The organism is uncultured Campylobacter sp. (genome assembly GCF_938045205.1).
GTDB lineage: Bacteria > Campylobacterota > Campylobacteria > Campylobacterales > Campylobacteraceae > Campylobacter_B.
Genome location: NZ_CALIMY010000085.1, coordinates 1 through 23,384, shown reverse-complemented (window position 1 = coordinate 23,384; position 23,384 = coordinate 1). Strand labels below are relative to the sequence as shown.

The following is a 23,384-nucleotide window of genomic DNA, read 5'->3' as shown; positions in this document are numbered from 1 at the left end:
TCTTTTCGTTAAAAATCGACATCGTGCGCTGAAGATTGCTTATATCTTTTTGCATCGTCTGCATAAAATAATCTCTCAGCTGCAGATACTCCTCTTTATTTGCCATCAAGATATTTAGTATCTCGACCTCAGCGTTTTCTTTATAAAGCACAAGCTGATCGTGAAGACCGAAAAAACTAAGGCTGCCGTTGCGTAGGTGCATAATAGCCTTTGCTCCGAAAATTCCTGATGCGGCTAAAACAAAAATACACAATATATCAGTTATGCTTTCACCGATTGTCATATCGTATGTATCGGCGGCAAAAATTAATAAAATCCAAAGAAGTAGTGCTATTTTTATAAACCAATTTATCCTTTGCCGCATACTGTGTCTGCAATCAAAGCTAATTATCATCGCACCTATACTATTTAATTCGAAAATTTTATGGATCTTGTTTTTGTAATAATACAGAATTTTATCGTTTTTAAACTCAAAATACATGCCGTCTTTATCCCTAATTACGGTCAACAATGAAACCAATATAGACGGAAGCATTCGAAAAGTCTTAAGACTAACTGGATTTACTATGGTGGCAAAAGTCAAAAATATAATAAAACCTACCAGTAGCGCCGGAAATTGATAAATCATAAATTCGTAATAAGTATGGTCTTTGATGATTATCGGCTCTTTATCGTAATCTCTAGTTTTGTAATTTTCCCGCAAGGCGCCGCCGTCATTCGAGATAAAATTTTGTGACTCTGCGTTGTTTTCACAGACAGAATTTAGAGCCGCTTCGCTTTCTAAATTTAAAGCGTCAGGATCGGAATTTAGGGTTTCAGAATTTAAAGCTTCAGAATTTGTAGCTCTAGAATTCAGGGATTCAGAATTTGAAGCTTCGAAATTTGAAACTTCAAAATTAGAGGCTTCGGAATTCTGGATTTCAGAATTCGGGACTTTAAAATTTTCGCCGTTAGAATTTTGTTCCAAACCTCGCTTCGGCTCTTGATGTCGCTTTTGTAGTGGCTTTTTTAATTCATCTAGCCTGCTTTGATCCATTTGCCGCCTTTAAATTTGATGGACGCGCCATTTTATAGCGCCGCCGCTTAAAGCTCAGTAAATTTTACCGCACGTCCGCTGCGCGCCGTTTGATCAAAATTTAGCTCTCGTATCTTTGCAGCGATTTTTTATATGTTTTCGCGGCAGTGTAGCCCGCGCTCAGATACGCTTCAAACTCCTCGCTGGTAAGCCTGCGCGGCTCGTTTGCAAGCCTTGCTGCAGCCGCTGTACCCGTCGCACAGCTAGCGCTTGTACCGAAATTCGCTTCATTTACGATCTCGCCTCGTCGGATTCGGTTGCTAAAGCCCGCTGCACGCGCTATTTTCGGCGCATACTTTAAAGAAAATTTTAAATTTCGCGTTTGCAGATTTAAAATTTTACCCATGCATTTGCGCGGACCCGCGATAAAATCGCCGTTTTGTATGAGCGGGGCGGCGGGGCCAAACGAACCGCTCTCCGCCAAGCCGTGCAAGCCGCCTGCCGAGCCGGGTAAGCAGCCCGTTGAATCCGGTAAGCCTCCCGCCAAAAGCTCTGCACCGCTTAGAACGCGCAGGCTTCGCACCAAAATCCCGCCGCCGCTTTGCGGGACGCTGCGAAACGAAATGTCAAAGCCGAAATTGTGAAAAAATATCTCGCCCGCCCGCGACGTGCGCTTGTAGGTGTTACGATCCGCGCCCGTGAAATACGCCTCGATCTCCGCGAAGGCGAATTCCGCGCCACTTACGCAAAGCACGTGGTTTTGCAGCAGATCGCGCATGAAATTTTCGATCTTTGCCTGCGCTCGCTCGCCATCAAACTGCGCCTGCGACGGCTTGGCATTAAATTTTAAAATTTCAGTTTGCTGCGCGCCGCTAAAATATGGCTGTTCGCCGCAAAATTCCGCGCCGCCTTGTGATTTTAAGGACTTGTCGCCGCTCCCATCTCTAGCGCTTCCTGTAAGTTTATGATTTTTTGAAGCGAACTTTGAGCCCGCCGAAATTCCAAACTCCGTCGCGTCGATTTTTGAGAAAAATTTTTCTAAATTTTCATCGCCCAGCATTTTGCTCTTCCGTAGAATTTCCTTTGCGCTTCGTCTTGTCCACCTTGCTGCCCGTAGTATCAGCTTCGCCGTTATTTGCCTCGGCGCGCGTTAAATTTCTCTCGCCGTCAGTCGCGTTCGTATCGCCTCGCGCTAAATTACCGCCGCCACTCGTCGCATTTGCTTCGCCGTCTTTTGATTTGGGTGTTTTAAAGCTCCAAGCGCTACAACGATCTTTGCTATAACGCTCGAAATAAAATCTTTCTCGCTCACCCAAGCTTTCTACTCCCTTTTCGCACACTCGCTTGATATATTCCATAGTTGGGTATCTAAGCCTACTTTCTGCAAAACTATTTCCGTCGTCCGCTCGCTTTATCAGCTTAGCGATGCAGGCGTCATCCTCCTCATCATGCCTGCCTGAAAAAAATTCTCTCGCGCTACAATACCCGCCGCTACCGCTTACGAACGCGGCATAAATAATAATAAGCGCCAAAATTAGCACAAAAACATGACTTTTACCGATTTTCAAGCTCGCCTCCTTCGCGATAAAATTTTGATTTTTTCCGCAGATTTACGATTTGCGGACGGATCGTAAACTCGCTTACGTTGGACTTCGTGCGCAGAATTTGTAGCGTAAAATTTGCGATCTCCCCCGCATCCACGAAGCTTGCCTCATCATCTGCAGGCTCGAAGCTCAAATCCTCGTAAAAGGGCGTTTTGGTGATGTCAGGGTTGATGCAGCTTACTCTGATCTGCTTGCGCGCCTCCTCGAAAAGGCAGAGCAGAAACGCCCGCAGCCCCGCCTTGCTCGCGCTATAAACCGCGCTAAAGCGGCTCGCTCGCAGCGCCTCGATCGAGCTGATGCCGATGATATGGGCGCGGTTGCGCTTTAAATTTGGCAAAAGCGTGCGCGTGATGATGATGTTTGCGGCGAGATTTACGTTTAAAATTTTTAAAATTTCGCTCTCGCTCATCGCCTCAAGCGGCGCAAATTTCGCCGTACCCGCGCACAAAATCAGCGCGCCCACCTCACACGCCGCAGCCAGAGCGCGGCACTCTTTTGCCAGCGCGTCCGTATCCTCGAAGCGCGAGGCTAGCGTTAAAATTTCATAGCCGTTTTGTCGCAAAAGCTCCGCAACCGCGCTGCCGATACCGCCGCTTGCGCCCGTGATCAATGCTTTCATCTTTTCTCCTTTAAATTTTTACGCCCTTTCGGCGCGTTAAGCTTGGCGCGCCGAGCAAATTTCGCTGCGCTAAATTTATCACCCGCTGTATTTGCCGCCAAATTTGCGCGGTTTAAACAATCCGCACCGCCGACCTGCGCTGGGTAAAATTTTAAATTTAGCCTGCGGACGTTTTGCTGTGCCGCCGCTTTGTAAAATTTTATCGCCGCTCGCTGTGCCCGCCCCGCACGATTTATAAAATTTAATTTTATAAAGCCGGGTGCACCGTTAAATTTTAACCGCTCGCTCGCTGCAAATTTCGCGCCGTATTCTCGGCGCCGCATGCGAGCCGATACGGGCTGTGATGCTTGCGACAAACAGTTCGTCTAGTGCTGCCGTATCTTTGCAAAATACGCCGCCTTCATCGCCTCCTCAAATGTATCGTTGCTTTCGTACTCGCAGCCCAAAACCTCGCGCCACAGGCTCGCATCCTCCATGCAGAGGTATAAAAACACCCGCTCGCGCCACGGCGAAAGCGCGTCCGCGGCAAATTTAAAAAGTTCGCGTTTGATCTGCAGCGGGTAGGACAGCTTGCCGTTCGCGTCCGCAAGGGGCATCTGCAGAATTTTGCTCCGCAGCCCGCGCGAGCGCAGCTTCTTGACGACGGGCTTGATGAAAGTAAGCGTGCCGAGCGAGACCATCGCGACGCCGCTTGGATCGAAGCTGCGTAGCAGCCGCTCAAAAAGCGCGCCGTAATCACTCCGCCATCCCTCATACCAAACCATCGGGTGGAGGTGAAAGCCCACCAAAATGCCGCGCGCCGCGAGCGCTTCGGCTGCCGCTAGCCGCGCATCCAGGCTCGCGCTTAGATGCTCCTCGTTCGCTATGATCGCGGGGGTATTTAGCGAAAAGGTAACGATGAGGTTGCGCGGGATCTCGCGCTGCAGGAAAAACTTAATATTGTTCGACTTGCTTTTAAGCTCCAAAATCACGTTTTGATGCCGCGCCGCGAAGTCACATAGCGCACTTAAAATGCCGAAGCGATCGCCCCACATAAGCGAGTCGGAGCTCTGCCCCGTGCCGATGTGGTAGCTGCGCGCGGGATCGAGCCGCAGCCGCGCCAAATTTGCCGCGAAATTCTCGTCAAAGCCGATTTTCCCCTGCTTGTAAAAGGAGCCGATCGCGCAATAGGAGCAGTCAAAGCCGCACGAATTGACCGCATCGAGCGTCAGCAGATTGCAGCAGCGCGTGTTTTCGCTCGCCACCGGACAGCGGCCCAAAGCGATACGGTCTGCGCGAAAGGATGAAATTTCAAATTTTTTCGGCGCGTAATCGCTTTTGAAGCTCGCGTACGAGTGCGGGCGCGACTTAAGCTCCAGCCAGGCTTCGCGCACGAAATTAAAAATTTGCTCGCCGCTTTGGACTTTTTTGGCATTATTAAAATTTAGCTCGCACCGCTCGCTTGTAAGCAGCTCATAAATTGGCGCCTCGTCCCACGCCTCAAAATCGCTCGCAAACTCCGCTAGCTGCTTTCGTTGCTGAAATGAAAAGTGAAATTTATCAAATAGCGCGCCCAAAAACGCGCTCGATCGCTCGCCCAGATTCACGCCAAACTGCGCGCCTGGCTCCTTTTTTGCCTCCGTCATCTTGCTCCGCTTCGTTTAAATTTTGCAAATTATACTTAAATTTCGCGCACCGTCACTAAAAATCGTTGAAATTTCAGATCGTGCCGCAGAATAGTCGCTCGAAATAGAAGGCATAAGCTAGCGTAATAGCGACGTTTAGGATCAAAATTCCGCCGAGTGCGAACTTTTGCGGGATTTTTTTGACGCCCGTTCGGTAGTAATACGAGGTCAAAATCACGCAGTCTTTCGGCAGGCTAAGATTTTTTTGACGCCCGTTCGGTAGTAATACGGCAGGGCGCAGAAAAACGCGGGCAGCACGAGCAGAGCGGTACCTAGCGGTATGCCCGCACCGCCCACGCCTATCTCGGCACTGCGCACAAACTGCGCCATGGCGGGGAATTTAAGGGCGGCGAAAATGACCGCTGCAAAGAGTAGCTGCACGCAGACGCAGTAAAATAGGTAGCGCACGCCTATTAGAGCGTCTTTTAGCCATAGCCCGATACAGGCAAATGCGAGCAAAAGGGCTAAAAAGACCAACAAGGGCGGATCCGCGAACAGATCTGCCGCGGCATACGCACAAACCGCGATGCATGCGCACGCCAAGAGGGCAAAATACAGATAAGAGCCTTTTATTTTCATCGTTTCTCCTGCGACTTTGCAATACCTTCAAATTTCGCAACGTATTTGGCGTATGAAGCCAAAATTTCATCCCTCGGCTCGGTTTTTTGCGCACGCATCCATAGTTAAATTTTGCTCTTTATCGCGGCGCGGATTTGCGGCAGGCGCGCCTTTACGAGCTCATAGACGAAGCTTTTACAAAGCCGCTCGCCGCGCAGATGATCGCTTACGATCTTCATCATCGCCCATGGCACGCCCGCGCGCTCGCAAGCACCCACGAAAAGCGAGCTCTCCATATCGTAAAGCCTGATGTCGCGATTTTCTAGCCCGCAAGTAGCGTCTTTTGCCGTGCACGGCGTATTTTGTATTGCGCGCGCTGCGGTATTCGTCGCGTCGTTGCGTCCGCCCGTCGCACTTTGTGCCGCAGTCTGAGACGCGCCTCGCATGAAATTTTTTATATCTGCCGCACCGTTCGTTCCTTGCGTTGGGGTTTGTGCGTTTATCTCTCCGCACGCCTCGATTTCTTCGATATTTGCCTCATCGGTCTGCTCCGCTGCGTTTAAAATTTTAGGCTCGCTCACGCAGATTAAATTTGCCAGCAGCTTGCCGTTCAAACTCGCGCCGCAAAATTCCCGCTCGCAAACGTTTTGAAATTTCGGAGCCTGCGCGCTGTGTCTCCCAACCTGCGAGCGATAAAATTTTGATCCGTCCTCGCCGTAAAATTCCTGCGCCGCCGTGCCGTCAAAATAAAATGTCTCGCCGATTTGCACGCCTTTATCCTCGCAGCCGCAGACGCCTATGTTTAGCGTAAAGTCCACGCGCCGCGAAAGTAAAATTTCACCGAAGCGCTCTGAATTCTGCGCGGAGCCAAAATTTAAAATTTCAAAATTTTCAGTCGCATTTTGCGCAGAACCGACCTCTGCATCGCCGCCGCAGAGCGCACCCGCGTCCAAACGATGCTCAAATTTTAGATCCGCGCCGCGCCGATCCTTGCGAAGCTCGCGCCCGAATTCCGCGTTCGCATCGGCGCGACGAACAAATTCCGCGCCCGCTTTAAATTTAGCCCCAAACCTCACGCCGCAGATATATAAAAGCATCTGCTCGCCTGCGAATAGATCGCCGCTGCGAGTAAGTTTAAAACTCTCGATTATCGCTTGGGCTTCGCAGCGCAAAGCCGTGCAGATTAGTATCATCGCCGCCCCTTCCAAAAGCGCAATTTTAACAATTTGAGCTATAATGTAAGATTAATTTGCACAAAAGGGCGAAAATGAACGATCTCATCACCATCACGGGCGCGCGCGAGCACAATCTGAAAAATATAAATTTGCAAATTCCAAAGGACAAACTCGTCGTTTTTACAGGTCTTAGCGGCAGCGGCAAGAGTACGCTGGCGTTTGATACGCTATATGCCGAGGGGCAGCGTAGATACGTCGAGAGCCTAAGCAGCTACGCGAGGCAGTTTTTAGACCGCGTAGGCAAGCCCGACGTTGATAAGATCGACGGTCTGACTCCTGCGATCGCGATCGATCAAAAAACGACGTCGAAAAACCCGCGCTCGACGGTGGGCACGATTACCGAAATTTATGACTATCTGCGCCTCTTATATGCGCGCGTGGGGGTGCAGCACTGCCACAAATGCGGCAAACCGATCTCAAAGATGAGCTCCAGCGACATCATCGCCGAGATTATGAAGCTGCCGCACGGTGCGAAGGTGATCCTGGGCGCGCCCTTGGTGCGCGAGAAAAAGGGCAGCTTCGCCGATATGTTGCAAAGCTTGCGCGAGCAGGGCTACGTGCGCGCTCAGATCGACGGCGTGCTGGTGCGGCTGGACGAGGAGATTGAGCTAAGCAAGACGAAAAAGCACTCGATCAAGGTCATCATCGACCGCACGACCATAGACGAGGAAAATTCCATCCGTATCGCAAGTGATGTCGAAAAGGCGCTCAAGCTCAGCTTCGGCGAGCTTGAGGTGGAGATCGCAAACGCCGCCGAGCTGGGGCTTGCGCAGAGCCTGATCCACTACAGCGAGCATATGGCGTGCTTTGATTGTAAAATTTCATTCAAGCCGCTCGAGCCGCTCGCGTTTAGCTTCAACTCTCCAAAGGGCGCGTGCGAGAGCTGCGACGGGCTGGGGATAAAATTTAGCCTCGATCTAGGCAAGATCATCAACGAAAACGCCTCGATCGAGGGCGGCGCGATCAAGGTGATGTCGGGCTTCAACAAGAGCTATTATTATAAATTTTTGCTCGGATTTTGCGAAGCAAACGGAATAAATGTCAAAATCCCGTATGCAAACTTAAGCGAGGAGCAAAAAAAGCTGATCCTCTACGGCAGCGTCAAAGAGATCGATTTCTACTGGAAAAAGCATAAGCTCGTGCGTAAATTTGAGGGCGCGATCAAATACGCCTACGATCTGCTCAAAAACGAAAGCGATCTGGACGATTATATGAGCGAAAAAATTTGCCCTGACTGCGGCGGGTTGCGCCTGCGCCCAGAAAGTCTAGCCGTAAAGGTCGCAGGGAAAGGCATCGGCGATGTGATAAATATGAGTATCGCAGACTGCGTGGAATTTTTCAGCGACGAGAAGCGGTTTTCAAATTTAAGCGAAAAGGACGCGCAGATCGCGGCGCCGATCCTAAAAGAGATCAACGAGAGGCTATTTTTCTTAAAGGACGTGGGGCTTGGATACCTCACGCTGGGGCGCGATGCGCGAACCATCAGCGGCGGCGAGGCGCAGCGCATCCGTATCGCAAGCCAGATCGGTTCGGGTCTTAGCGGTGTGATGTATGTGCTCGACGAGCCTAGCATCGGGCTTCACGAGCGCGATACGCAAAAGCTCATCAAGACGCTGCGAAGCTTGCAAGAAAAGGGAAATTCCGTAATCGTCGTCGAGCACGATAAAAAAACGATCGAGGCGGCGGACTTCGTCGTAGATATCGGCCCGGGGGCTGGCAATCTAGGCGGTGAGGTCGTATTCGCAGGAGATGTCGCGCATCTACTTAAAAGCAATACGCAAACCGCGCTGTATCTGAATAACCAAAAGGAGATAAACTACCAAAAGCACCGCAAGCAGGAGCTTTGGCTAAGTATCAAAAACGTAAATATCAATAATATCCACGGTCTTTGCGCAAAATTTCCGCTGCGAAATTTAGTCGGCATCACGGGCGTTAGCGGCAGCGGCAAGAGCTCCTTGGTGCTGCAAACCATCCTGCCGACGGCGCTTGAGGAGCTAAATCGCGCTAGGAAAGTACACGCGGTAAAGGGCGCTAAAATTTCCGGGCTTGAGAGCCTGGATAAAGTGATCTATCTGGATCAAACTCCGATCGGACGCACCCCGCGCAGCAATCCCGCGACCTACACGGGGGTGATGGACGAGATCCGCGCGCTTTTTGCCGCGACGAAGGAAGCGCAGCTGCGCGGATACAAGATCGGTCGCTTTAGCTTCAACGTCAAAGGCGGGCGCTGCGAAAAATGCGCGGGCGAGGGCGAGATCACGATCGAGATGCACTTCCTACCCGATATCAGCGTTGTCTGCGACGTTTGCCACGGCACGAGATACAACGCGCAGACACTTGAAATTTTATACAAAAACAAAAGCATAGCCGACGTTTTGGCGATGAGTATCGACGAAGCGCTCGAATTTTTCAAAGCCGTGCCTAAAATTTATCAAAAGCTAAAGACGCTCGCGGACGTCGGACTCGGCTATGTTTCGCTAGGTCAACCCGCCACGACGCTTAGCGGCGGCGAGGCACAGCGCGTCAAGCTCGCCAAGGAGCTAAGCCGTACCGATACGGGCAATACGCTATATATCCTGGACGAACCTACGACGGGGCTGCATTTTGCAGACGTAGATCGCCTGGTAGCGGTGCTGCATCATTTGGTCGATCTGGGAAATTCCGTCTTCGTAATCGAGCACAATCTGGACGTCATCAAAAACTGCGATTACATCATCGATATGGGGCCCGAAGGCGGCGAGGGCGGCGGACGGATCGTCGCTTGCGGCACCCCAGAAAAGCTTGCGAAGGATTTTAAAAAGACCGGTAGCTACACGGGAGAATTTTTGGCGCAGGAGCTAGCACAGATGAAAAGCACGAGCAGAAATAAGCGAGGTTAAAACGCCTTATCGGGGGCAAGAATGGATCAAAGCAGGCTTGAGGAATTAAAAAGGCTACTACAAAAGCGACATCAAGAGCCGAAGCGCGGCTTGGAACAAAATTCTAACGGCGAAAATTTTAAAGTCACGAATTTTGAAACTCAGAATTCTGAAGCCTCGAATTTTGAAATCCTGAATTCTGAACCCCTGAATTCTAGGGCTCCAAATTCCGAAGCTTCAAATTCTGAAACCCTAAATTCCAATCCTGGCGCTTTAAATTTAAAAGCCGAATTAGAAGCCAAAGCGGATCAGAATTCTGCCTATGAAAACAACGCAGAGCCGCAAAATTTTATCTTGGATGATAGCGACTCTTTGCAGCAAAATTCCAAAGCCAGAGATTACGACAAATATCCGTTAATCATCAAAGATCATACTTATTATGACTATATGAAGTACTCTATAATTCCTACTATGGTAGGCTTGTTAATAGCGCTTGCATTTGCCACTATCGTAAATCCCATAAACATTAAAATGTTTCGCCTCCTTCCTTTGGTCTTGGTAATATTCGTAACAAATTTTATAAATAGAGACGGTGCATACTTTGTGTTTTATAACGATAAAATTTTATATTACAATAAAAATAAGATTCGTAAAACGTTCGAGATAAATACAATCGGCGCTATGGCTTTAAGCTTTGATTGGAGATGGAGCTGGAAGCAAAAAATACCTATTTATATAAAGGTCTTTCTTGTTCTTTGGTTTTTGCTCGGTTGGCTTGCGACGGGAGAGCCGATCAACGGCGTGGCGATAATTTTTACTTTTTGCTTTTCCATTTTAACCACCAAAGCCTATATGCATCTACTTAACGGCAGCCTCGGCTTTTTCGGTCTTCACGATCAGCTCGTGCTTTATAAGGAAAACGCCGAGGTCGAGATACTAAATATTTTGATGGCAAATAAAGAGGAGTATGTGCAGCTGCGTGATTATTTTATGCAGACGATGCAAAAAGATATAAGCAATCTAGCTCGCACGATGTCGATTTTCAACGAAAAGATAGAATTTAGAAAATTTAAATTTTAAAGGAGAACGCTATGGAGCAAATTGAGAAGGCAAGGAAAATTTTAGCCATTGCGGCTAGATAACAGAATTTCATGCAACAAATTCCATCCCGCGATACGGCGGAATGGAATTTGAAAGCAGCTAATTCGTAGCGAGTAAATCTAAAATAGAATTTTAAAATTTAAATCCCAAAGCTTTAGCCGTTATATCCTAAGCGGCGCATATTTGCGCACGCGTCCTTGTAGCCGTAATAGCACGAGATACGGTATAGATCAATGGCGTTGAATTTATTCTGCTCTACGCCCTCGCCCTTTTCAAACATCGCTGCGAGCTTCTGGCAAGCAGGGAAATTTTGAGAGAGCGTGCATGCGGCGTTGTAGGCATTGGCGGCGGAAGCATAGTCGCGCTTGGAATACATAGAATCCGCAAAATTTAGACACATTGCGCCATTGCCGTTTTTGCACGCATCGCTTTGCACGACGCTGCCTTGTAAGTTCATCGCACGGATACCGTCTTGAACGTCGGCAAAGGAATATTTGCCGCTCTTTGGCGCATCGACTGCGCTCTTTGGTGCGTTGCTAACGCAGCCTGCCAAAAATACTCCAGCGGCGATCAAAGCTAGAATTTTTTTCATATTTTGCTCCTTAATTTTTTGAAATTTGGCGACCTAAAACGTAATAGGTCTCTTTGCCCGCGACCTTTTGTAGCTTGAGCTTAAATTTTTCCGACCAAGAGCGGATAATCTCCTCCGCAGCGGTCTTGCGCTCCTCATTTGTAGCGTCGTTTTTGATCTTAAAATATGGGTTTGAATTCGACATCGCCACATGCGCACCGTAAATTTTAAGCTTATCGTTCAACCCCACGATGCGATCGAGCTCGTTATCCTCAAAATCGCACTTCGATAAAATTCCTCGCAGCTGCGCGACCGTCGCGTCGTTTACGCTATATCCTAGCGCTAGCAAAATTCCATCTTCACTCATTCTCATCCTTTCAAAAAAATTTATTTGTTCGCTTGTGAAATCAAAACGCCTTCGATTATGCTTTTTATATCGCCGTCTAAAATCGCATCGGTTTGGCTATACGCCTCGCCGCTGCGGTTGTCCTTAACCTGCTGATACGGGAAAAGCACGTAGGAGCGGATCTGATGCCCCCAGCCTATCTCGCTTTTAGGCACGTTTTCGTCCTTTTCGCGCTGTTTCATCAGCTCAAGCTCGTAAAGGCGCGACTTTAGCACCTTCATCGCCGTTTCTTTGTTTTTGTGCTGGCTTCTGTCGTTTTGGCAGTTTACTACGATGCCCGTCGGGATGTGCGTGATACGCACGGCGCTTTCGGTTTTATTGATATGCTGCCCGCCTGCGCCGCTTGCGCGAAACACATCGACACGAATATCCTTCTCTTCGATATTTATCTCGATATCATCATTTAGCTCGGGGCTTACCATCACGCTTGAAAAGCTTGTGTGTCTGCGCCCCGCACTATCGAATGGGCTAACGCGCACCAAGCGGTGGATGCCGTTTTCGGCTTTTAGATATCCGTAGGCGTTCTCGCCGCGCACGATGAAGCTGACATCTTTAAGACCTGCTTCCTCGCCCTCTTGAAAGTCCAAAACTTCTATCTTAAAGCCCTCTCGCTCGCAAAAGCGCAGATACATGCGGTAAAGCATACTCGCCCAGTCGTTACTCTCCGTACCGCCCGCGCCCGGATGGATACTGACGATAGCGTTTTTATCGTCATTTTCGCCGCTAAGCATCATAGAAATTTCTAAATTTATGATCTTGTCCTCTAGCTCGTCCGCTTCGGCAAAAAGCGAGTTTATCGTCTCTTCGTCGTTTTCCGAGTTTGCCAGCTCATATAAGCCCTTCGCGTCATCTACGGCATTTTTAGCATTTAGAAATTTATTTAAGATATTTGAAATTTTAGTTTTTTCCTTGCCGATGGCGCCTGCTTTTGCGACGTCCTGCCAGAGATTTTGATCATTTTCAAGCTCCTCGATCTCTTTTAGGCGCGCTTTGATGTTCTCCGGTTTTACGACGCCTGCAATATTTTCGACTTTAGTATTTAGGGTTTTTAAAAGTTCCGTGTATTCGTAATTATCCAAAATTTAAGACCTTTTTATGCTTTTGGCGTGATTATAACATATTTTGGATTAAGGTTGTTTATAAAATTTTATTTAAGGCGGGCATTATTAAGCATTTATCTATTAGGGATATCAAAACCTGCTTAATATTACCGTGATTAATCAGTTTAAGCTCCGTAGAGAGATCGGGCAAAGGGTCGTTCAGTAGCAGTTTTAGCTTTGCTTCTTCTAGCTTCAACTTTTTGCAATCGGCTTTTTTGTCTTCAAGCATAGACACCACTAGTCTTAGCTTCTCTTTTGTCATTTCGCTTTGCACGAAAGTACCTTATACACGATAATGGAACATAAAAAAGCCGCAATGGAGCAGGCAAAATACGCCCAAATTTCTCCGATAGTTTTTTCAAGAAGCGCGTGCAGCCCCAGCAAAAAGAAAACTAAGCCTATAATGCAAATTACGCCCGTAATTATGTTTAGTAAAACCGAGTTGGCGCTCTTTAAAAAAGAGCGCCTAATATCGCTAGCTTGAGCGTCTACGAGCTCTACTACCGAAACTATAAATTCAGATATGCCGGCCATTATTTTTTCAGCAACCAAGCGAGCAAAAACCCGACGCCCGCAGCGATAGCAACGCTTTTTATCGGGTCTTGTTTTATCGTATCATTTACGCTTTCTATGCCGTCTTTGCCTTTAAGCCTTAGATCATCTATATATTTTTTGATCTCATTGCTATTTAGCTGATCTAGAATTTTATCTTTAGCAGACTCCGCACGCTCTGCGCCTATGTTTTTGATAGACTTCATAATCTCTTTAAAATCCGCTTTTAAAGAGTCGATATCTTTTTTCAAAGAATCTAAATTTGTCTCTTGAGTAGCCATTTTCGCTCCTTTTGAAGTTTATTTTAGAGCTAAAGCTCGTGGTAGATTTTAGTACTTATTGATTAACGCTCGCTAAATAGACCACCCTTTCGCGCTTAATTTATACCTTTAATATTTTTTGATATAATTACCAACCTTAATATTTTATATTGAAAAGAGAGAACAATGCAGATCATTAGAAGCGTAGAGGAGCTAAAAAGCTTCAGAGCGACGACAAGCGGCAGCGTGGGCTTCGTACCTACGATGGGAGCTTTGCACGCGGGGCATGCGAGCCTCATAAAAAGAGCGCGGAACGAAAACGACATCGTAATCGTCTCCGCATTCCTCAATCCGGCGCAGTTTTTGCCCGGCGAGGATCTAAATAGCTACCCAAAAAACGAAGCGGGCGATATTAAAATTTGCGAAAGCCTCGATGTAAACGCGCTTTTTATCCCGAGCGCGGATGAAATTTACGGCACGGAGGAGCCAGCGATCATAGCGCCTAAGCCGATAAGTGAAATTTTGGAAGGTAAAACGCGCCCCGGGCACTTCGACGGCGTACTTAAGGTGCTAAATAAGCTTTTTAATCTAACTCGTCCTAGCAACGTTTATATGGGCAAAAAGGACACCCAGCAGCTTTTCATCGTGCAGAAGATGGTAAAGAGCTTTTTTATGCCTATAAGTATCATCCCTTGTGAGATCGTGCGCGAGAGCGATGGGCTCGCGCTTAGCTCGCGCAACGCCTATTTGGATGAGGAGGGAAAGCTTATGGCGCTTAAGCTTTCGCGCTCCTTGCTAAACGCCAGCTCGCTTATTAAAAAAGGCGAGATCAGCCTAAATATCATCCGCGAAAAGATGCTTAGCGTGCTTGAGCCGCTGGCAGTCGATTATATAGCGTTCGTGGATTATAAATTTAATGAAATTTCACAGATCAAGCAAGGCGATACGATAATCCTGCTTGCCGCAAAGGTCGGCACAACCCGCCTGATCGATAATATCTGGCTGTAAAATGGCAAAACTCCATCTCGTTTCTCTAGGCTGCAATAAGAATTTAGTTGATTCCGAGATCATGCTTGGGCGCTTGCAAAACTACGAGCTCACGGATGAGCCTGCGAGTGCGGACGTAATGATCGTAAATACCTGCGGTTTCATAGCAAGCGCCAAGCAGGAGAGTATCCGCACGATTTTGAAACTTAGCGAGCAGAAAAAAAGCGGCGCGCTGCTGGTCGTCACGGGCTGTCTGATGCAGCGCTACAAGGATGAGCTCATGCGCGAGCTGCCCGAGGTCGATATTTTCAGCGGCGTTGGCGACTACGATAAAATCGATGAGATGATTTTAAAAAAGCAGAATTTATTCAGCCCGCAAACCTATCTGCAAAGTTCCACGCTTACCTCTTCGCGCGTGATAACGGGCTCAAACTACCACGCCTACATCAAAATTTCAGAGGGCTGTAATCAAAAATGCTCTTTCTGCGCCATTCCGAGCTTCAAAGGTCGCCTAAAAAGCCGCAGTATCGAGGACATCGAAGCGGAGGTACGCAGTTTGGTAGCGCGCGGATTTTACGATTTTAGCTTTATAGCGCAAGATTCCAGCAGCTTCGGTCGCGATCTAAGACGCGGCAACAAGGGCAGATCAAATTTTAAAGGCTCCGAAGGCGAGTTAAATTTTACGGGCTTTCGCGACGGGCAGAATTCCGATGGCTCAAGCGGCAGCGCGGGAGATAAGATTTCCGCTCAAAGTGGGCTCGCCTGCGGTAAGGGCTCTGGCGGCGAGAGTGCAGACGACGAAAGAGTCCACGAGCAGGATATAGATCTAGTCGCACTGATAAAACGCATCGAAAAAATTAGAGGCGTCAAGGTAGCGCGCGTGCTGTATCTCTACCCTACCAGCACCGACGAGCGACTCATCCGCACGATCGTGGACTCACCCGTTTTCGCAAATTACTTCGACATGCCGATTCAGCACATAAACGACAAAATGCTAAGCCTGATGAAGCGCGGCGCGAGCGCGGCGCGGATCAAAGAGCTTTTAAATTTAATGCGAAGTGCGCCGGGCGCATTTTTACGAACGGGCGTCATCGTCGGACACCCAGGCGAGGGTGAAGCTGAATTTGACGAGCTTTGCGCGTTTTTCCAGGAGTTTAAATTTGACCGCGTTTCGGCGTTTGCATATTCGAAAGAGGAGGACACGCTCTCGTATGAAATGGAGCAGGTGCCCGCTAAAATCATCTCAAAGCGCCTAAGTAAAATCGAAAAGATCACTCGCGCCGCGATCGAGGCGAGCTTCGCGCAGGAGCTAGGGCAAAAATTTATCGTCTCGCTTGAGGGCGAAAGCAGCGAGGGCGAAATGTTTTATGCCGCAAAAAAGGCACTCTGGGACAAGGACATCGACGGCGAAATTTTGATCAACGAAAGCGACGTGGAGCAGCTAGAGACCGGCGGTCGCTACTGGTGTGAGATCACACAGGTGGCGGGCAGCCAGGCGCTGGGTAAGATCACGGCAAAGGCGTAAAATGCTAAGCGCGCCCGTTTTACGCAAGCTAAAATCGGGTCGAAATCTGCTTGCATTTTCGCACGGCGTCGATAGCACGGCGCTTTTTTACCTTCTGGACGAGGCTGGCGTGAAATTTGACCTTGCGATCGTGGACTATAACGTCCGCTCGCAGAGCAAGGACGAAGTCGATTCGGCGCAGCAGCTCGCAGCCAAATTTAACAAACAAATCTACGTAAAAAGCGTGCGACTGGGCGCGTCAAATTTCGAGCACGAGGCGCGTGCGGCCAGATACGAGTTTTTCGCCGAGATTTGCCGCGAGCGGGGCTATGAAAATTTGATCTTGGCGCATCAGTTTGATGATAAATTCGAGTGGTTTTTGATGCAGCTTGGGCGTGGCGCGGGGCTTAGCGAGCTGCTAGGCATGCAAGAGCTTGAGCCCCGCGATGACTACGTGATCGCTCGTCCGCTTCTAGGCGTGCGAAAGTGCGAGCTGGAGCGGTTTTTGCAGGGGCGAAATCTAAAATACTTCACCGACGAGACGAATTTAACGGCCCGGTTTAAACGCGGATTTGTTCGCGCGAAATTTAGCGAGCCGTTTTTAAACGAATACTTTGGCGGTGTGAAAAAAAGCTTTGAGTTTTTGGCGGCTGACGCGTTAAGCTTAACTCCCGAGATTTCTAATCCTGCGCCTAAAATTTACCTCGTAAAACGCGGTACAAACGAGATTCGCGGCGTGGGTCTTACCTGCAAGAGGCTAGGACTCGTGCTAAGCTCGGCACAGCGAAACGAATGCGCTCGCTGCCTAGAAAACGGCGCCGACTGCGTGCTCGGCGGCAAGGTAGCCATCGGAGCTGGCAAAAATTTTATTTTTGTGACGCCATATATCAAAGCGACGATGGAAAAGAAATTTAAAGAAGCGTGCCGCACCTTAAAAATCCCGCCGATAAACCGCGGATTTTTGTTTGCTTCGGGCGCGGATCTTGCGCTATTTAAGGAGCTTTTGTGAGCGTTTATTTTACCTCCGATCTGCACTTCGGTCACGAGCTGGTGCTGAAAAAATATCCGAATTTTAGAAAAGGCGCGAACGTGGCTGAGATGGATGAAAATCTCATCGCCACTTGGAATGCGCTCGTTACGCCCGAGGATCTCGTCTATAATCTTGGCGACGTGTCCTTTCACAAGGATTTTGCGCACACTTGCGAGTTACTTGGCAGGCTAAACGGGCGACATTTTTTAGTGCTCGGCAACCACGATGGGCGCATCGCTGCGATGAAAAACGAGCTGTTAAGCCAGCACAAGGCGGACGGTAATTTTATGTTTGAGCAGATCGTGGGCTACGCCTTTGTGCGCCTATCGCATAAGAGAGCGGCTCTATCTCACTACCCGATGATCGAGTGGGCAAACTGCCATTATGGCGCGCTGATGCTCTACGGTCACCTGCACGCAGATATGGCTGAAGTTTCGGGCAGGGCGCTAAACGTGGGCTTTGATCTGCACGGCAAAATTTTAAGCGAGGATGAGGTGTGGTCGTATCTGAAAGATATCCCGCCCAAGGCTCATCACGCAAGTGAGCTAGAGGGCATTAGCGAGAACGACGACGTGGAGCAAAGGCGGGCTTTGATAGAAAATTTTTTACGCAAAATTAATCGTGATTCGTGAAAAAGATAAAATTTACGGCGTAAGACGGACCTTTTGCGGCAAAAAAGCTTAAATTTAAGCAAGCCGTCTAAATACGGATTGATTTTACCTAGTCAAAATTCCATTATGTAACGCGAGATAAAATTTAATAAAATGCGGCGCAAACAGGCAACTAAATCGTATCAAGCAAGCGCAATTGCAAAGATAAAATTTTAAAATTCCGCCTCGGTGCGGAGCGAAATATTTGATCTAGCGGGCTTCCAGCATCGCGATTTTGTTGATGTAATCGGCGAAATTTAGATTTATCAGATTTGTTTTGATGAAGATACGCGTGAAAATCACGTAGCCGATCTCGTTGCTAAGTGTGCCGTCTGAGTAGATGAAAACATTAGTGAGAAACTCGCTATTTTCGGATTTATAGAAGGTCTCGATCTGAAAATTTAAAAGCTCGTAAAATAGCTCGTCAGTATCGCTCATCGCTGCCTGCATCTCCTCGTCGATACGCATTATATCGGCGTAGAGCACGCGTTCTTGGTTGGCAACGACGAAACATGCGCGGTTATTAAATTTCAGCGCGAACATCGCCATATTTTCAAAATCGCTTTGATTTTTTAACAAGAAGTATAAAATTTTAAATAAACTAGCGTGCGAGCTAAATTCTATTCCAAAAGTCTCATCCGCCGCCTGTGCACTTGCGCGAGGAAATTCCACTATGAAACTATCATCGACTTTTTGATAAATACTATTTTCTTTAATCATATAATCTTCGTTAAAATGCACCCTTTGATTTTCGTCGTCTATCAACACACAAGAGATTAAATTTTTATCACTCAGATCCGCAAAGCCTGCCAGCGAGGTAGCCAGATCGTTTTCTTGCGCGATGGGAAAGCGATCGGATTTCTCATCCAAAATTCTTTTACCAAAGCCCAATTTTCTATAAAAAAACTCGCATGCGTCAGCACTTTTAGCGACGCCGAGGAATGATTTTGCTTTAAATAGTGCCATTTTTTCTCCTAAAATTGCAATTATATCGAAACACTATTATTTCAAACTAAAATTTAACGTCCTTCTCGGCGCTTGCAAAAAGCAGTTGCCTAATCGCCTCTTTGCCCTTTTCAAGGTCAAGTCCTTCTAAATTTAGCGGCGCGCTGAGGCTGTAATTTATGCGCGAAAAGGGCTTTGGCAATACCATCTCGTCCCAGCTATGAAATTTCCAAAAACTGCTCGCTTCGTAATTTAGCGCGTAAATACCTAGGCTTAGCCGCTGCGCAAGGATCACGGCACCGTCGGCGACGCTGTGAAGCGGGCCGCGCGGGCCGTCGGGAGTGATGATGACGTCGGTGCCGTTTTTTATCTCTTTGATCGCACCCATAAGGGCTCGCGCGCCGCCCTTAAAGCTACTGCCGCGGATCGCGCCGATACCGAAATGCGAGATCACGCGCGTGATGATCTCGCCGTCTTTGTGATCGCTGATGATAACCTTGGCGCGCCTTTTGCTGCCGAAATCCCGCAGCCACCAGCGCCTATAAGCAAAGCTCATCATCGCTAGCCTTCCGTGCCAAAACACGACGATGCAGGGCTTTTCGGGCAGCTTAGCGGGGGTAAATTTAACCCTGCACGTTAAAAAAATACACCAAATCAGGATAAAAATGAGATATTCGGCGATGCGGAAAAACAGCCGCTTTTTAAGCGATAACTTTTCCATAAAGCGCCATTCTGGCGGTCTTTTCGACACGTACTCTGCGCGTTTTGCCTAGTAGCTCCTCGCCGCCTTGCGCGCAGATTAGAAAATTTGAAAAGCTTCTACCGCACGCGGTACCGCCCTCTCGCAGCTCCTCGAAATACACGTCGAAAATTTTATCTTTTTGCGCTCCTGCGATCTCGTCTAAAATTTTAGCGTGAGCGCTTTGTAGCCTGCTTAGCCTTTCGCTTGAAATTTCATCATCCAGCGGCTTTAAATTTGCTGCCGGCGTGAGCGGTCTCGGGCTAAATTTAAAGGAAAAAACCTGCTCGAATCTCACCGCTTCTAACACCTCCATCGTCTCGGCAAAATCCTCCTCGCTCTCGCTTGGATAGCCCACGATGATGTCGGTGCTGATCGCTACGCCCGAGCAGCTTTGGCGCAGTTTAAGCGCGCGGTCCAGATACCACTGCTTGGTATATCCGCGCTTCATATCGCGCAAAACCTTGCTGGAGCCGCTTTGCAGTGGCATATGTATCGATTTACAAATTTTAGGATTATTGCAAAAAATGTCTAAAAATTTATCGTCCATATGCAGCGGATGCGGGCTAGTAAAGCGGATGCGCTCGATGCCCTCTATCTCGCTAAGCCGCACGAGCAGGTCGCTGAAGTCGATTTTTTCGTGCGCGCTAGAAAAGCGCTTGCCATAATTATTGACGTTTTGTCCGAGCAAAAATATCTCTTTGGCGCCGCGAGCGGCGGATCTTTCGGCTTCGCGCAAGATGATTTGAGCGGGGATTGAAATTTCATCGCCTCTAGTCTGCGGCACGATGCAGTAGGAGCACTTTTTGTCGCAACCGATCATTATGTTTATGAAGGATTTATATGGAGAGCTCGCAAAATCGCCGAAGGCAAACTCGCTCTCGTCGTAGTTTATGTCCGTGCTGATAAATTTTGGCGTACGTACGGCTTGCGAAATTTTAGATACGTTTCTGGCGCCGAGTACGAAATCCACGAATGGTGCGCGCTTAAAAATCTCTCCGCCCAGATGGCTTGCGGTGCAGCCGCAAACGCCGATTTTAGAGCCTCTTTTTCGCGCTTTATCAAAAGCTCCGATCTCGCTGAAAAGCTTATGCACTGGCTTTTCGCGCACGGAACATGTGTTTATTAAAATCAGATCGGCAATGCTAATGTTATCGGTAATCTCGTAATCTTGCTCTTTTAGCTGCGCGATAATATGCTCGCTATCGCGCACGTTCATCGCACAACCTAGGGTCTGGATGAAGAGGAGTTTACTCAAAGGATATGTACCTCGTACATATACTCGTTTTCGTTCAGCCCGTATCGCACTATGCGCTGATACACGCTAAAACCCTTAGTATCGAAAAAATCCACCAAAGCGGCTAAATCTTTTTGAGAATTTTCTCTATCCAGATAAAATATTTTTTGTCCGCTCTTTTCTACTTGGGCTTGCAAATCCTCGATCTTAACGCTTTTTGGCTTAGAGGCAAGCTCCGTTCTGGCAAGTTTTAGCTGCATGATCTATCCTTTCATTTATGTTTTAAACCCGCGAGTTTAGCGAAATTTAGATAATAATTCGTTTAAATAAAAATAAAGTCAAAATTCCATATAATACCGCACTTCAAAATTTAAAATCCAAATTTAGTAGCACGAAATCAAATCTTAAGGAAAATTTATGGAAAAAATCACCGACATCATCGAGTCGATTGCAAATGAAAAGGGGCTTGAGCCCGCGGACGTCAAAGAGCGCGTCAAAACGGCGTTCATCCAGACCGCAAAAAGACTTTTCGGCGAGGAGTATCTCTACGACAGCGAAGTCGATCCGCAGACCAAACGCGTCAAGCTCTACCAAAAGGTCCACGTCGTCGCAGATGATGATGAGCGGCTCGATGATCACAACTTCATCGCGCTGAGCGAAGCCAAAAAAATAGGCGAAAACGCAGAGATCGGCGATGAGTTAAGCTACGAAATAAATATCGAAAACCTCGGTCGCACGGCTTCCGGCGTGCTGGCTAGAGAGCTAAATTTTCATATCCAGCGACTGCTCGAAGAGAAAATTTTTGAAAACTATAAAAGCAAGGTAGGCACTCTCACCCACGGCACGGTCACTAAGATCGATCACGACGGCACGACCTACGTAGAGATCGAGGATACGAAGGCTTTCATGCCACTTAAAAACCGCATCAAGGGCGAGAATTTCAAAGTGGGCGACGTGCTGCAAGCCGTCATCAAAAACGTAGCGATCGACAAATCTCACGGCATCAGGCTAGAACTTTCGCGCACCAGCCCGAAATTTCTAGAAGCCCTACTCGCCGCCGAAGTCCCAGAGATCAAAGACGGCAGCGTCATCATCCAAGCCTGCGCCAGAATCCCCGGCAGGCGAGCCAAGATCGCGCTTAGCGCCGTCTCGCCAAACGTCGATCCGGTAGGCGCCACCGTCGGCAAAGGAGGCGCTCGCATCGACGCGGTAAGTAGATTTTTAAGCAAAAATTTGCAAGACGGAAGCGGCGGCGAGAGCATCGACGCGTTTGAATACTCCGCAAGCCCCGAAATTTTGATCACTCGTGCGATGGCGCCCGCGATCGTAAACTCGGTCAAAATAGCGCAGGACGGCAAGGCGATCGTCTATGTAAACCCCGATCAAAAAAGTAAAGCGATCGGCAAAAACGGCCTAAATATCCGACTCGCCTCGATGCTGTGCGGCTGCGAGATCGAGCTTATCGAAACTGGCTCGGCGAGTGAGAAAAAGGTATCCAAGGAAGAAGGTCTTAAAAATCTCGAAGCGCTTTTCGGCGAGCTGTAAAAGCTCGCGCGCCTCGCTTTTTGAAATTTTGTAAGTTACGCTTTTTATAAAATTTTATTCTTTTGGGATTTTACGAATTGTAAATTTCGTGTTTTGAAAATTCTGCAGCAAGGCGGAATTTTGTTTTGCGTGTAGAATGTGCAAAATTTGAAGCTAGCGGTAATTTTGCGAATTCGGTAGCTAGCGAAATTTGTAAATTTGACGCTCTGCGGAATTCTAATATAAAATTTTATCGAGCGCGGAATTTTAAAATTTAGCGTCAAAGCAAATTCTGACCGAAATTTTACGGCACGGAATTTTAAGATCAAATTTTATTCATGTGCGGATTTAAATTGACGCGATATTTTAAATTTACACGGCGCGCAAAATTCCAACCCAAGCTAGGTCGTGCCTATCACTCGTATAAAATTTCAACGCCGCCGTAGTGCCAAAATGCTTTCGGCGCGAGGTATTCGCCGCCCAGGACGGCTAAGCTTAGCTTAAAATACTGCGGCGAAAATTCCGTGATTTTTGAAATTTCCTGCTCAAGTAGCGTCGTGCAGTAGAGGTTCGCTTCGCCGCGAGGTCTTAGCGTAAAACCCTCGCCGACGCGCTTAAGTAAAGAGGCGGCTAGGCGCGCCTTTTGCTCCTCACTTAAAAAATTTATCCGCGCCGCGCCGAAGTCTCGCGCATGCGCCAAAAACTCCTGCATCGAAACAGCTGCGACGCCGTCTCGCTCGCCCTCGCCCGTTACGGCGTGCACTACCAAAAGCGGGCGTTCCCGCACGATCATGCCTACGTGCGAGTATTTAAAATTCGTTGCGGTTGCGATTATGCGGCTGTCGGTGACGTCGCCCATGCGAAAGACGAGATCGCCCGTGCGTAGATTTGATAAAATTTCATCCGGCACCCACAGCGGCTCTTTTGCCGTAGGCGCGCGCGTGAGCGTCCAAAGCTCGCCGAGCCCGCCTAGAGCGAAGATCAGACAAACTAGAAGCTTTTTGGCTAAAGCGCAACCTTCCATTTGCCGTCTTTTTTGACGAGTTTAACGCTCTCGGTGCGGTTTGTGCCGTTTTTAAAAGACACGGCGACTTTCACGAGCGCCGATTTCTCGTCGCTATTTTGCAGTTCGCCCGAGATGCTCTTTAGCCCGCCGCGCTTGGAGGCCTCCTCCTTGCCGGCACCCGCCATTTGCATCAGTTTGCCGTTTATCATCTGCATAGAG

26 protein-coding genes and 2 pseudogenes are annotated in these 23,384 nt (G+C 48.3%); 8 read left to right on the top strand and 20 right to left on the bottom strand.

The window, feature by feature from the left end:
• The 9 genes from Q0198_RS04860 to Q0198_RS04820 form a co-directional block, all read right to left on the bottom strand.
• Nucleotides 1-1,036, bottom strand: a 1,036-nt coding sequence (locus Q0198_RS04860; RefSeq protein ID WP_297895653.1) for a hypothetical protein, incomplete at its 3' end; no start/stop codon positions are given.
• A 100-nt stretch (nucleotides 1,037-1,136) separates the two neighbouring features.
• Nucleotides 1,137-2,075: a hypothetical protein gene (locus Q0198_RS04855; RefSeq protein ID WP_297895650.1), complete on the bottom strand. Its 939-nt coding sequence runs from the start codon at nucleotides 2,073-2,075 to the stop codon at nucleotides 1,137-1,139.
• A complete protein-coding gene (locus tag Q0198_RS04850; RefSeq protein ID WP_297895649.1) occupies nucleotides 2,062-2,583 on the bottom strand; it encodes a hypothetical protein in 522 nt (173 codons plus the stop codon). Before Q0198_RS04850 ends, Q0198_RS04855 begins: the two co-directional genes overlap by 14 nt.
• The gene (locus tag Q0198_RS04845; protein WP_297895646.1) at nucleotides 2,570-3,238 is read right to left on the bottom strand and encodes an SDR family oxidoreductase; all 669 of its coding nucleotides are present in this window, start codon (nucleotides 3,236-3,238) and stop codon (nucleotides 2,570-2,572) included. Before Q0198_RS04845 ends, Q0198_RS04850 begins: the two co-directional genes overlap by 14 nt.
• Entirely contained in the window at nucleotides 3,235-3,561 is a 327-nt protein-coding gene (locus Q0198_RS04840) for a hypothetical protein (RefSeq protein ID WP_297895644.1), read from the bottom strand. The genes Q0198_RS04845 and Q0198_RS04840 overlap by 4 nt, the downstream gene beginning before the upstream one ends.
• A gap of 42 nt (nucleotides 3,562-3,603) precedes the next feature.
• Complete coding sequence (locus Q0198_RS04835; RefSeq protein ID WP_297895642.1) at nucleotides 3,604-4,863, bottom strand: spore photoproduct lyase family protein; 1,260 nt, start codon at nucleotides 4,861-4,863, stop codon at nucleotides 3,604-3,606.
• Between the two features lie 73 nt (nucleotides 4,864-4,936).
• Nucleotides 4,937-5,074 carry a hypothetical protein gene (locus tag Q0198_RS04830; RefSeq protein WP_297895639.1) on the bottom strand — a complete coding sequence of 46 codons (138 nt, stop codon included), beginning with the start codon at nucleotides 5,072-5,074 and terminating at the stop codon, nucleotides 4,937-4,939.
• Between the two features lie 2 nt (nucleotides 5,075-5,076).
• Complete coding sequence (locus tag Q0198_RS04825; protein ID WP_297895637.1) at nucleotides 5,077-5,481, bottom strand: hypothetical protein; 405 nt, start codon at nucleotides 5,479-5,481, stop codon at nucleotides 5,077-5,079.
• A gap of 104 nt (nucleotides 5,482-5,585) precedes the next feature.
• Nucleotides 5,586-6,653 carry a hypothetical protein gene (locus Q0198_RS04820; RefSeq protein WP_297895634.1) on the bottom strand — a complete coding sequence of 356 codons (1,068 nt, stop codon included), beginning with the start codon at nucleotides 6,651-6,653 and terminating at the stop codon, nucleotides 5,586-5,588.
• Between the two features lie 74 nt (nucleotides 6,654-6,727).
• Between Q0198_RS04820 and uvrA the strand changes: the two genes are divergently transcribed.
• Both uvrA and Q0198_RS04810 read left to right on the top strand, forming a co-directional pair.
• A complete protein-coding gene (gene uvrA, locus Q0198_RS04815) occupies nucleotides 6,728-9,574 on the top strand; it encodes an excinuclease ABC subunit UvrA (protein ID WP_297895627.1) in 2,847 nt (948 codons plus the stop codon).
• 21 nt (nucleotides 9,575-9,595) lie between these two features.
• Complete coding sequence (locus tag Q0198_RS04810; RefSeq protein ID WP_297895625.1) at nucleotides 9,596-10,633, top strand: hypothetical protein; 1,038 nt, start codon at nucleotides 9,596-9,598, stop codon at nucleotides 10,631-10,633.
• A gap of 175 nt (nucleotides 10,634-10,808) precedes the next feature.
• On the opposite strand, the gene Q0198_RS04805 is transcribed toward Q0198_RS04810, so the two are convergent.
• The 5 genes from Q0198_RS04805 to Q0198_RS04785 form a co-directional block, all read right to left on the bottom strand.
• Nucleotides 10,809-11,246, bottom strand: coding sequence for a hypothetical protein (locus Q0198_RS04805; RefSeq protein ID WP_297883328.1), 438 nt, complete (start codon nucleotides 11,244-11,246; stop codon nucleotides 10,809-10,811).
• Between the two features lie 10 nt (nucleotides 11,247-11,256).
• Nucleotides 11,257-11,592: a hypothetical protein gene (locus Q0198_RS04800; protein WP_005870061.1), complete on the bottom strand. Its 336-nt coding sequence runs from the start codon at nucleotides 11,590-11,592 to the stop codon at nucleotides 11,257-11,259.
• Nucleotides 11,593-11,612: 20 nt separating this feature from the next.
• Nucleotides 11,613-12,710: a peptide chain release factor 2 gene (prfB, locus tag Q0198_RS04795; protein ID WP_297895623.1), complete on the bottom strand. Its 1,098-nt coding sequence runs from the start codon at nucleotides 12,708-12,710 to the stop codon at nucleotides 11,613-11,615.
• Between the two features lie 58 nt (nucleotides 12,711-12,768).
• Nucleotides 12,769-13,005 (bottom strand): hypothetical protein, encoded by a 237-nt coding sequence (locus tag Q0198_RS04790; RefSeq protein ID WP_297895620.1) that lies wholly within the window; start codon nucleotides 13,003-13,005, stop codon nucleotides 12,769-12,771.
• A 259-nt stretch (nucleotides 13,006-13,264) separates the two neighbouring features.
• The gene (locus Q0198_RS04785) at nucleotides 13,265-13,564 is read right to left on the bottom strand and encodes a DUF883 domain-containing protein (protein WP_291935598.1); all 300 of its coding nucleotides are present in this window, start codon (nucleotides 13,562-13,564) and stop codon (nucleotides 13,265-13,267) included.
• A 165-nt stretch (nucleotides 13,565-13,729) separates the two neighbouring features.
• Between Q0198_RS04785 and panC the strand changes: the two genes are divergently transcribed.
• From panC to Q0198_RS04765, 5 genes and pseudogenes are all read left to right on the top strand, one after another.
• A complete protein-coding gene (panC, locus tag Q0198_RS04780) occupies nucleotides 13,730-14,551 on the top strand; it encodes a pantoate--beta-alanine ligase (RefSeq protein ID WP_297895617.1) in 822 nt (273 codons plus the stop codon).
• A gap of 1 nt (nucleotide 14,552) precedes the next feature.
• Nucleotides 14,553-15,143 (top strand): annotated as a pseudogene (locus Q0198_RS10940) (radical SAM protein); the annotation flags it as partial.
• 198 nt (nucleotides 15,144-15,341) lie between these two features.
• Nucleotides 15,342-16,055 (top strand): annotated as a pseudogene (locus tag Q0198_RS10935) (radical SAM protein); the annotation flags it as partial.
• Nucleotide 16,056: 1 nt separating this feature from the next.
• Entirely contained in the window at nucleotides 16,057-17,043 is a 987-nt protein-coding gene (gene tilS / locus Q0198_RS04770) for a tRNA lysidine(34) synthetase TilS (RefSeq protein WP_297895612.1), read from the top strand.
• Nucleotides 17,040-17,696 carry a metallophosphoesterase gene (locus Q0198_RS04765; RefSeq protein ID WP_297895609.1) on the top strand — a complete coding sequence of 219 codons (657 nt, stop codon included), beginning with the start codon at nucleotides 17,040-17,042 and terminating at the stop codon, nucleotides 17,694-17,696. Before tilS ends, Q0198_RS04765 begins: the two co-directional genes overlap by 4 nt.
• Nucleotides 17,697-17,924: 228 nt before the next feature.
• Here Q0198_RS04765 and Q0198_RS04760 read toward each other — a convergent pair whose 3' ends face one another.
• Genes Q0198_RS04760 through Q0198_RS04745 form a run of 4 tightly spaced genes read right to left on the bottom strand, consistent with a single transcriptional unit; the run spans nucleotide 17,925 to nucleotide 20,895 of the window.
• The gene (locus tag Q0198_RS04760) at nucleotides 17,925-18,680 is read right to left on the bottom strand and encodes a hypothetical protein (protein WP_297895608.1); all 756 of its coding nucleotides are present in this window, start codon (nucleotides 18,678-18,680) and stop codon (nucleotides 17,925-17,927) included.
• A 46-nt stretch (nucleotides 18,681-18,726) separates the two neighbouring features.
• Nucleotides 18,727-19,380, bottom strand: coding sequence for a lysophospholipid acyltransferase family protein (locus Q0198_RS04755; RefSeq protein WP_297895607.1), 654 nt, complete (start codon nucleotides 19,378-19,380; stop codon nucleotides 18,727-18,729).
• A complete protein-coding gene (miaB, locus tag Q0198_RS04750) occupies nucleotides 19,361-20,656 on the bottom strand; it encodes a tRNA (N6-isopentenyl adenosine(37)-C2)-methylthiotransferase MiaB (protein ID WP_297895606.1) in 1,296 nt (431 codons plus the stop codon). Before miaB ends, Q0198_RS04755 begins: the two co-directional genes overlap by 20 nt.
• The gene (locus tag Q0198_RS04745; RefSeq protein ID WP_005870077.1) at nucleotides 20,653-20,895 is read right to left on the bottom strand and encodes an HP0268 family nuclease; all 243 of its coding nucleotides are present in this window, start codon (nucleotides 20,893-20,895) and stop codon (nucleotides 20,653-20,655) included. Before Q0198_RS04745 ends, miaB begins: the two co-directional genes overlap by 4 nt.
• Nucleotides 20,896-21,052: 157 nt before the next feature.
• On the opposite strand from Q0198_RS04745, the gene nusA reads away from it, so the two are divergent.
• Nucleotides 21,053-22,180 (top strand): transcription termination factor NusA, encoded by a 1,128-nt coding sequence (nusA, locus tag Q0198_RS04740; RefSeq protein WP_297895603.1) that lies wholly within the window; start codon nucleotides 21,053-21,055, stop codon nucleotides 22,178-22,180.
• 394 nt (nucleotides 22,181-22,574) lie between these two features.
• Here nusA and Q0198_RS04735 read toward each other — a convergent pair whose 3' ends face one another.
• Entirely contained in the window at nucleotides 22,575-23,183 is a 609-nt protein-coding gene (locus Q0198_RS04735; RefSeq protein WP_297895600.1) for a YiiX/YebB-like N1pC/P60 family cysteine hydrolase, read from the bottom strand.
• A partial coding sequence (locus Q0198_RS04730) for a DUF4878 domain-containing protein (RefSeq protein WP_297895597.1) occupies nucleotides 23,165-23,384 on the bottom strand: 220 nt, incomplete at its 5' end. The genes Q0198_RS04730 and Q0198_RS04735, both read right to left, overlap by 19 nt.

What these genes read in the sequence shown, in the direction of transcription:
- Q0198_RS04835 (WP_297895642.1), bottom strand. Translation starts at nt 4,863, where the DNA reads ATGACGGAGGCAAAAAAGGAGCCAGGCGCGCAGTTTGGCGTGAATCTG.
- Q0198_RS04810 (WP_297895625.1), top strand. Translation starts at nt 9,596, where the DNA reads ATGGATCAAAGCAGGCTTGAGGAATTAAAAAGGCTACTACAAAAGCGA.
- Q0198_RS04745 (WP_005870077.1), bottom strand. Translation starts at nt 20,895, where the DNA reads ATGCAGCTAAAACTTGCCAGAACGGAGCTTGCCTCTAAGCCAAAAAGC.
- Q0198_RS04785 (WP_291935598.1), bottom strand. Translation starts at nt 13,564, where the DNA reads ATGGCTACTCAAGAGACAAATTTAGATTCTTTGAAAAAAGATATCGAC.
- Q0198_RS04825 (WP_297895637.1), bottom strand. Translation starts at nt 5,481, where the DNA reads ATGAAAATAAAAGGCTCTTATCTGTATTTTGCCCTCTTGGCGTGCGCA.
- Q0198_RS04820 (WP_297895634.1), bottom strand. Translation starts at nt 6,653, where the DNA reads ATGATACTAATCTGCACGGCTTTGCGCTGCGAAGCCCAAGCGATAATC.
- Q0198_RS04735 (WP_297895600.1), bottom strand. Translation starts at nt 23,183, where the DNA reads ATGGAAGGTTGCGCTTTAGCCAAAAAGCTTCTAGTTTGTCTGATCTTC.
- Q0198_RS04805 (WP_297883328.1), bottom strand. Translation starts at nt 11,246, where the DNA reads ATGAAAAAAATTCTAGCTTTGATCGCCGCTGGAGTATTTTTGGCAGGC.
- Q0198_RS04755 (WP_297895607.1), bottom strand. Translation starts at nt 19,380, where the DNA reads ATGGAAAAGTTATCGCTTAAAAAGCGGCTGTTTTTCCGCATCGCCGAA.
- tilS (WP_297895612.1), top strand. Translation starts at nt 16,057, where the DNA reads ATGCTAAGCGCGCCCGTTTTACGCAAGCTAAAATCGGGTCGAAATCTG.
- Q0198_RS04845 (WP_297895646.1), bottom strand. Translation starts at nt 3,238, where the DNA reads ATGAAAGCATTGATCACGGGCGCAAGCGGCGGTATCGGCAGCGCGGTT.
- Q0198_RS04855 (WP_297895650.1), bottom strand. Translation starts at nt 2,075, where the DNA reads ATGCTGGGCGATGAAAATTTAGAAAAATTTTTCTCAAAAATCGACGCG.
- Q0198_RS04840 (WP_297895644.1), bottom strand. Translation starts at nt 3,561, where the DNA reads ATGCGGCGCCGAGAATACGGCGCGAAATTTGCAGCGAGCGAGCGGTTA.
- uvrA (WP_297895627.1), top strand. Translation starts at nt 6,728, where the DNA reads ATGAACGATCTCATCACCATCACGGGCGCGCGCGAGCACAATCTGAAA.
- nusA (WP_297895603.1), top strand. Translation starts at nt 21,053, where the DNA reads ATGGAAAAAATCACCGACATCATCGAGTCGATTGCAAATGAAAAGGGG.
- Q0198_RS04760 (WP_297895608.1), bottom strand. Translation starts at nt 18,680, where the DNA reads ATGGCACTATTTAAAGCAAAATCATTCCTCGGCGTCGCTAAAAGTGCT.
- Q0198_RS04800 (WP_005870061.1), bottom strand. Translation starts at nt 11,592, where the DNA reads ATGAGTGAAGATGGAATTTTGCTAGCGCTAGGATATAGCGTAAACGAC.
- panC (WP_297895617.1), top strand. Translation starts at nt 13,730, where the DNA reads ATGCAGATCATTAGAAGCGTAGAGGAGCTAAAAAGCTTCAGAGCGACG.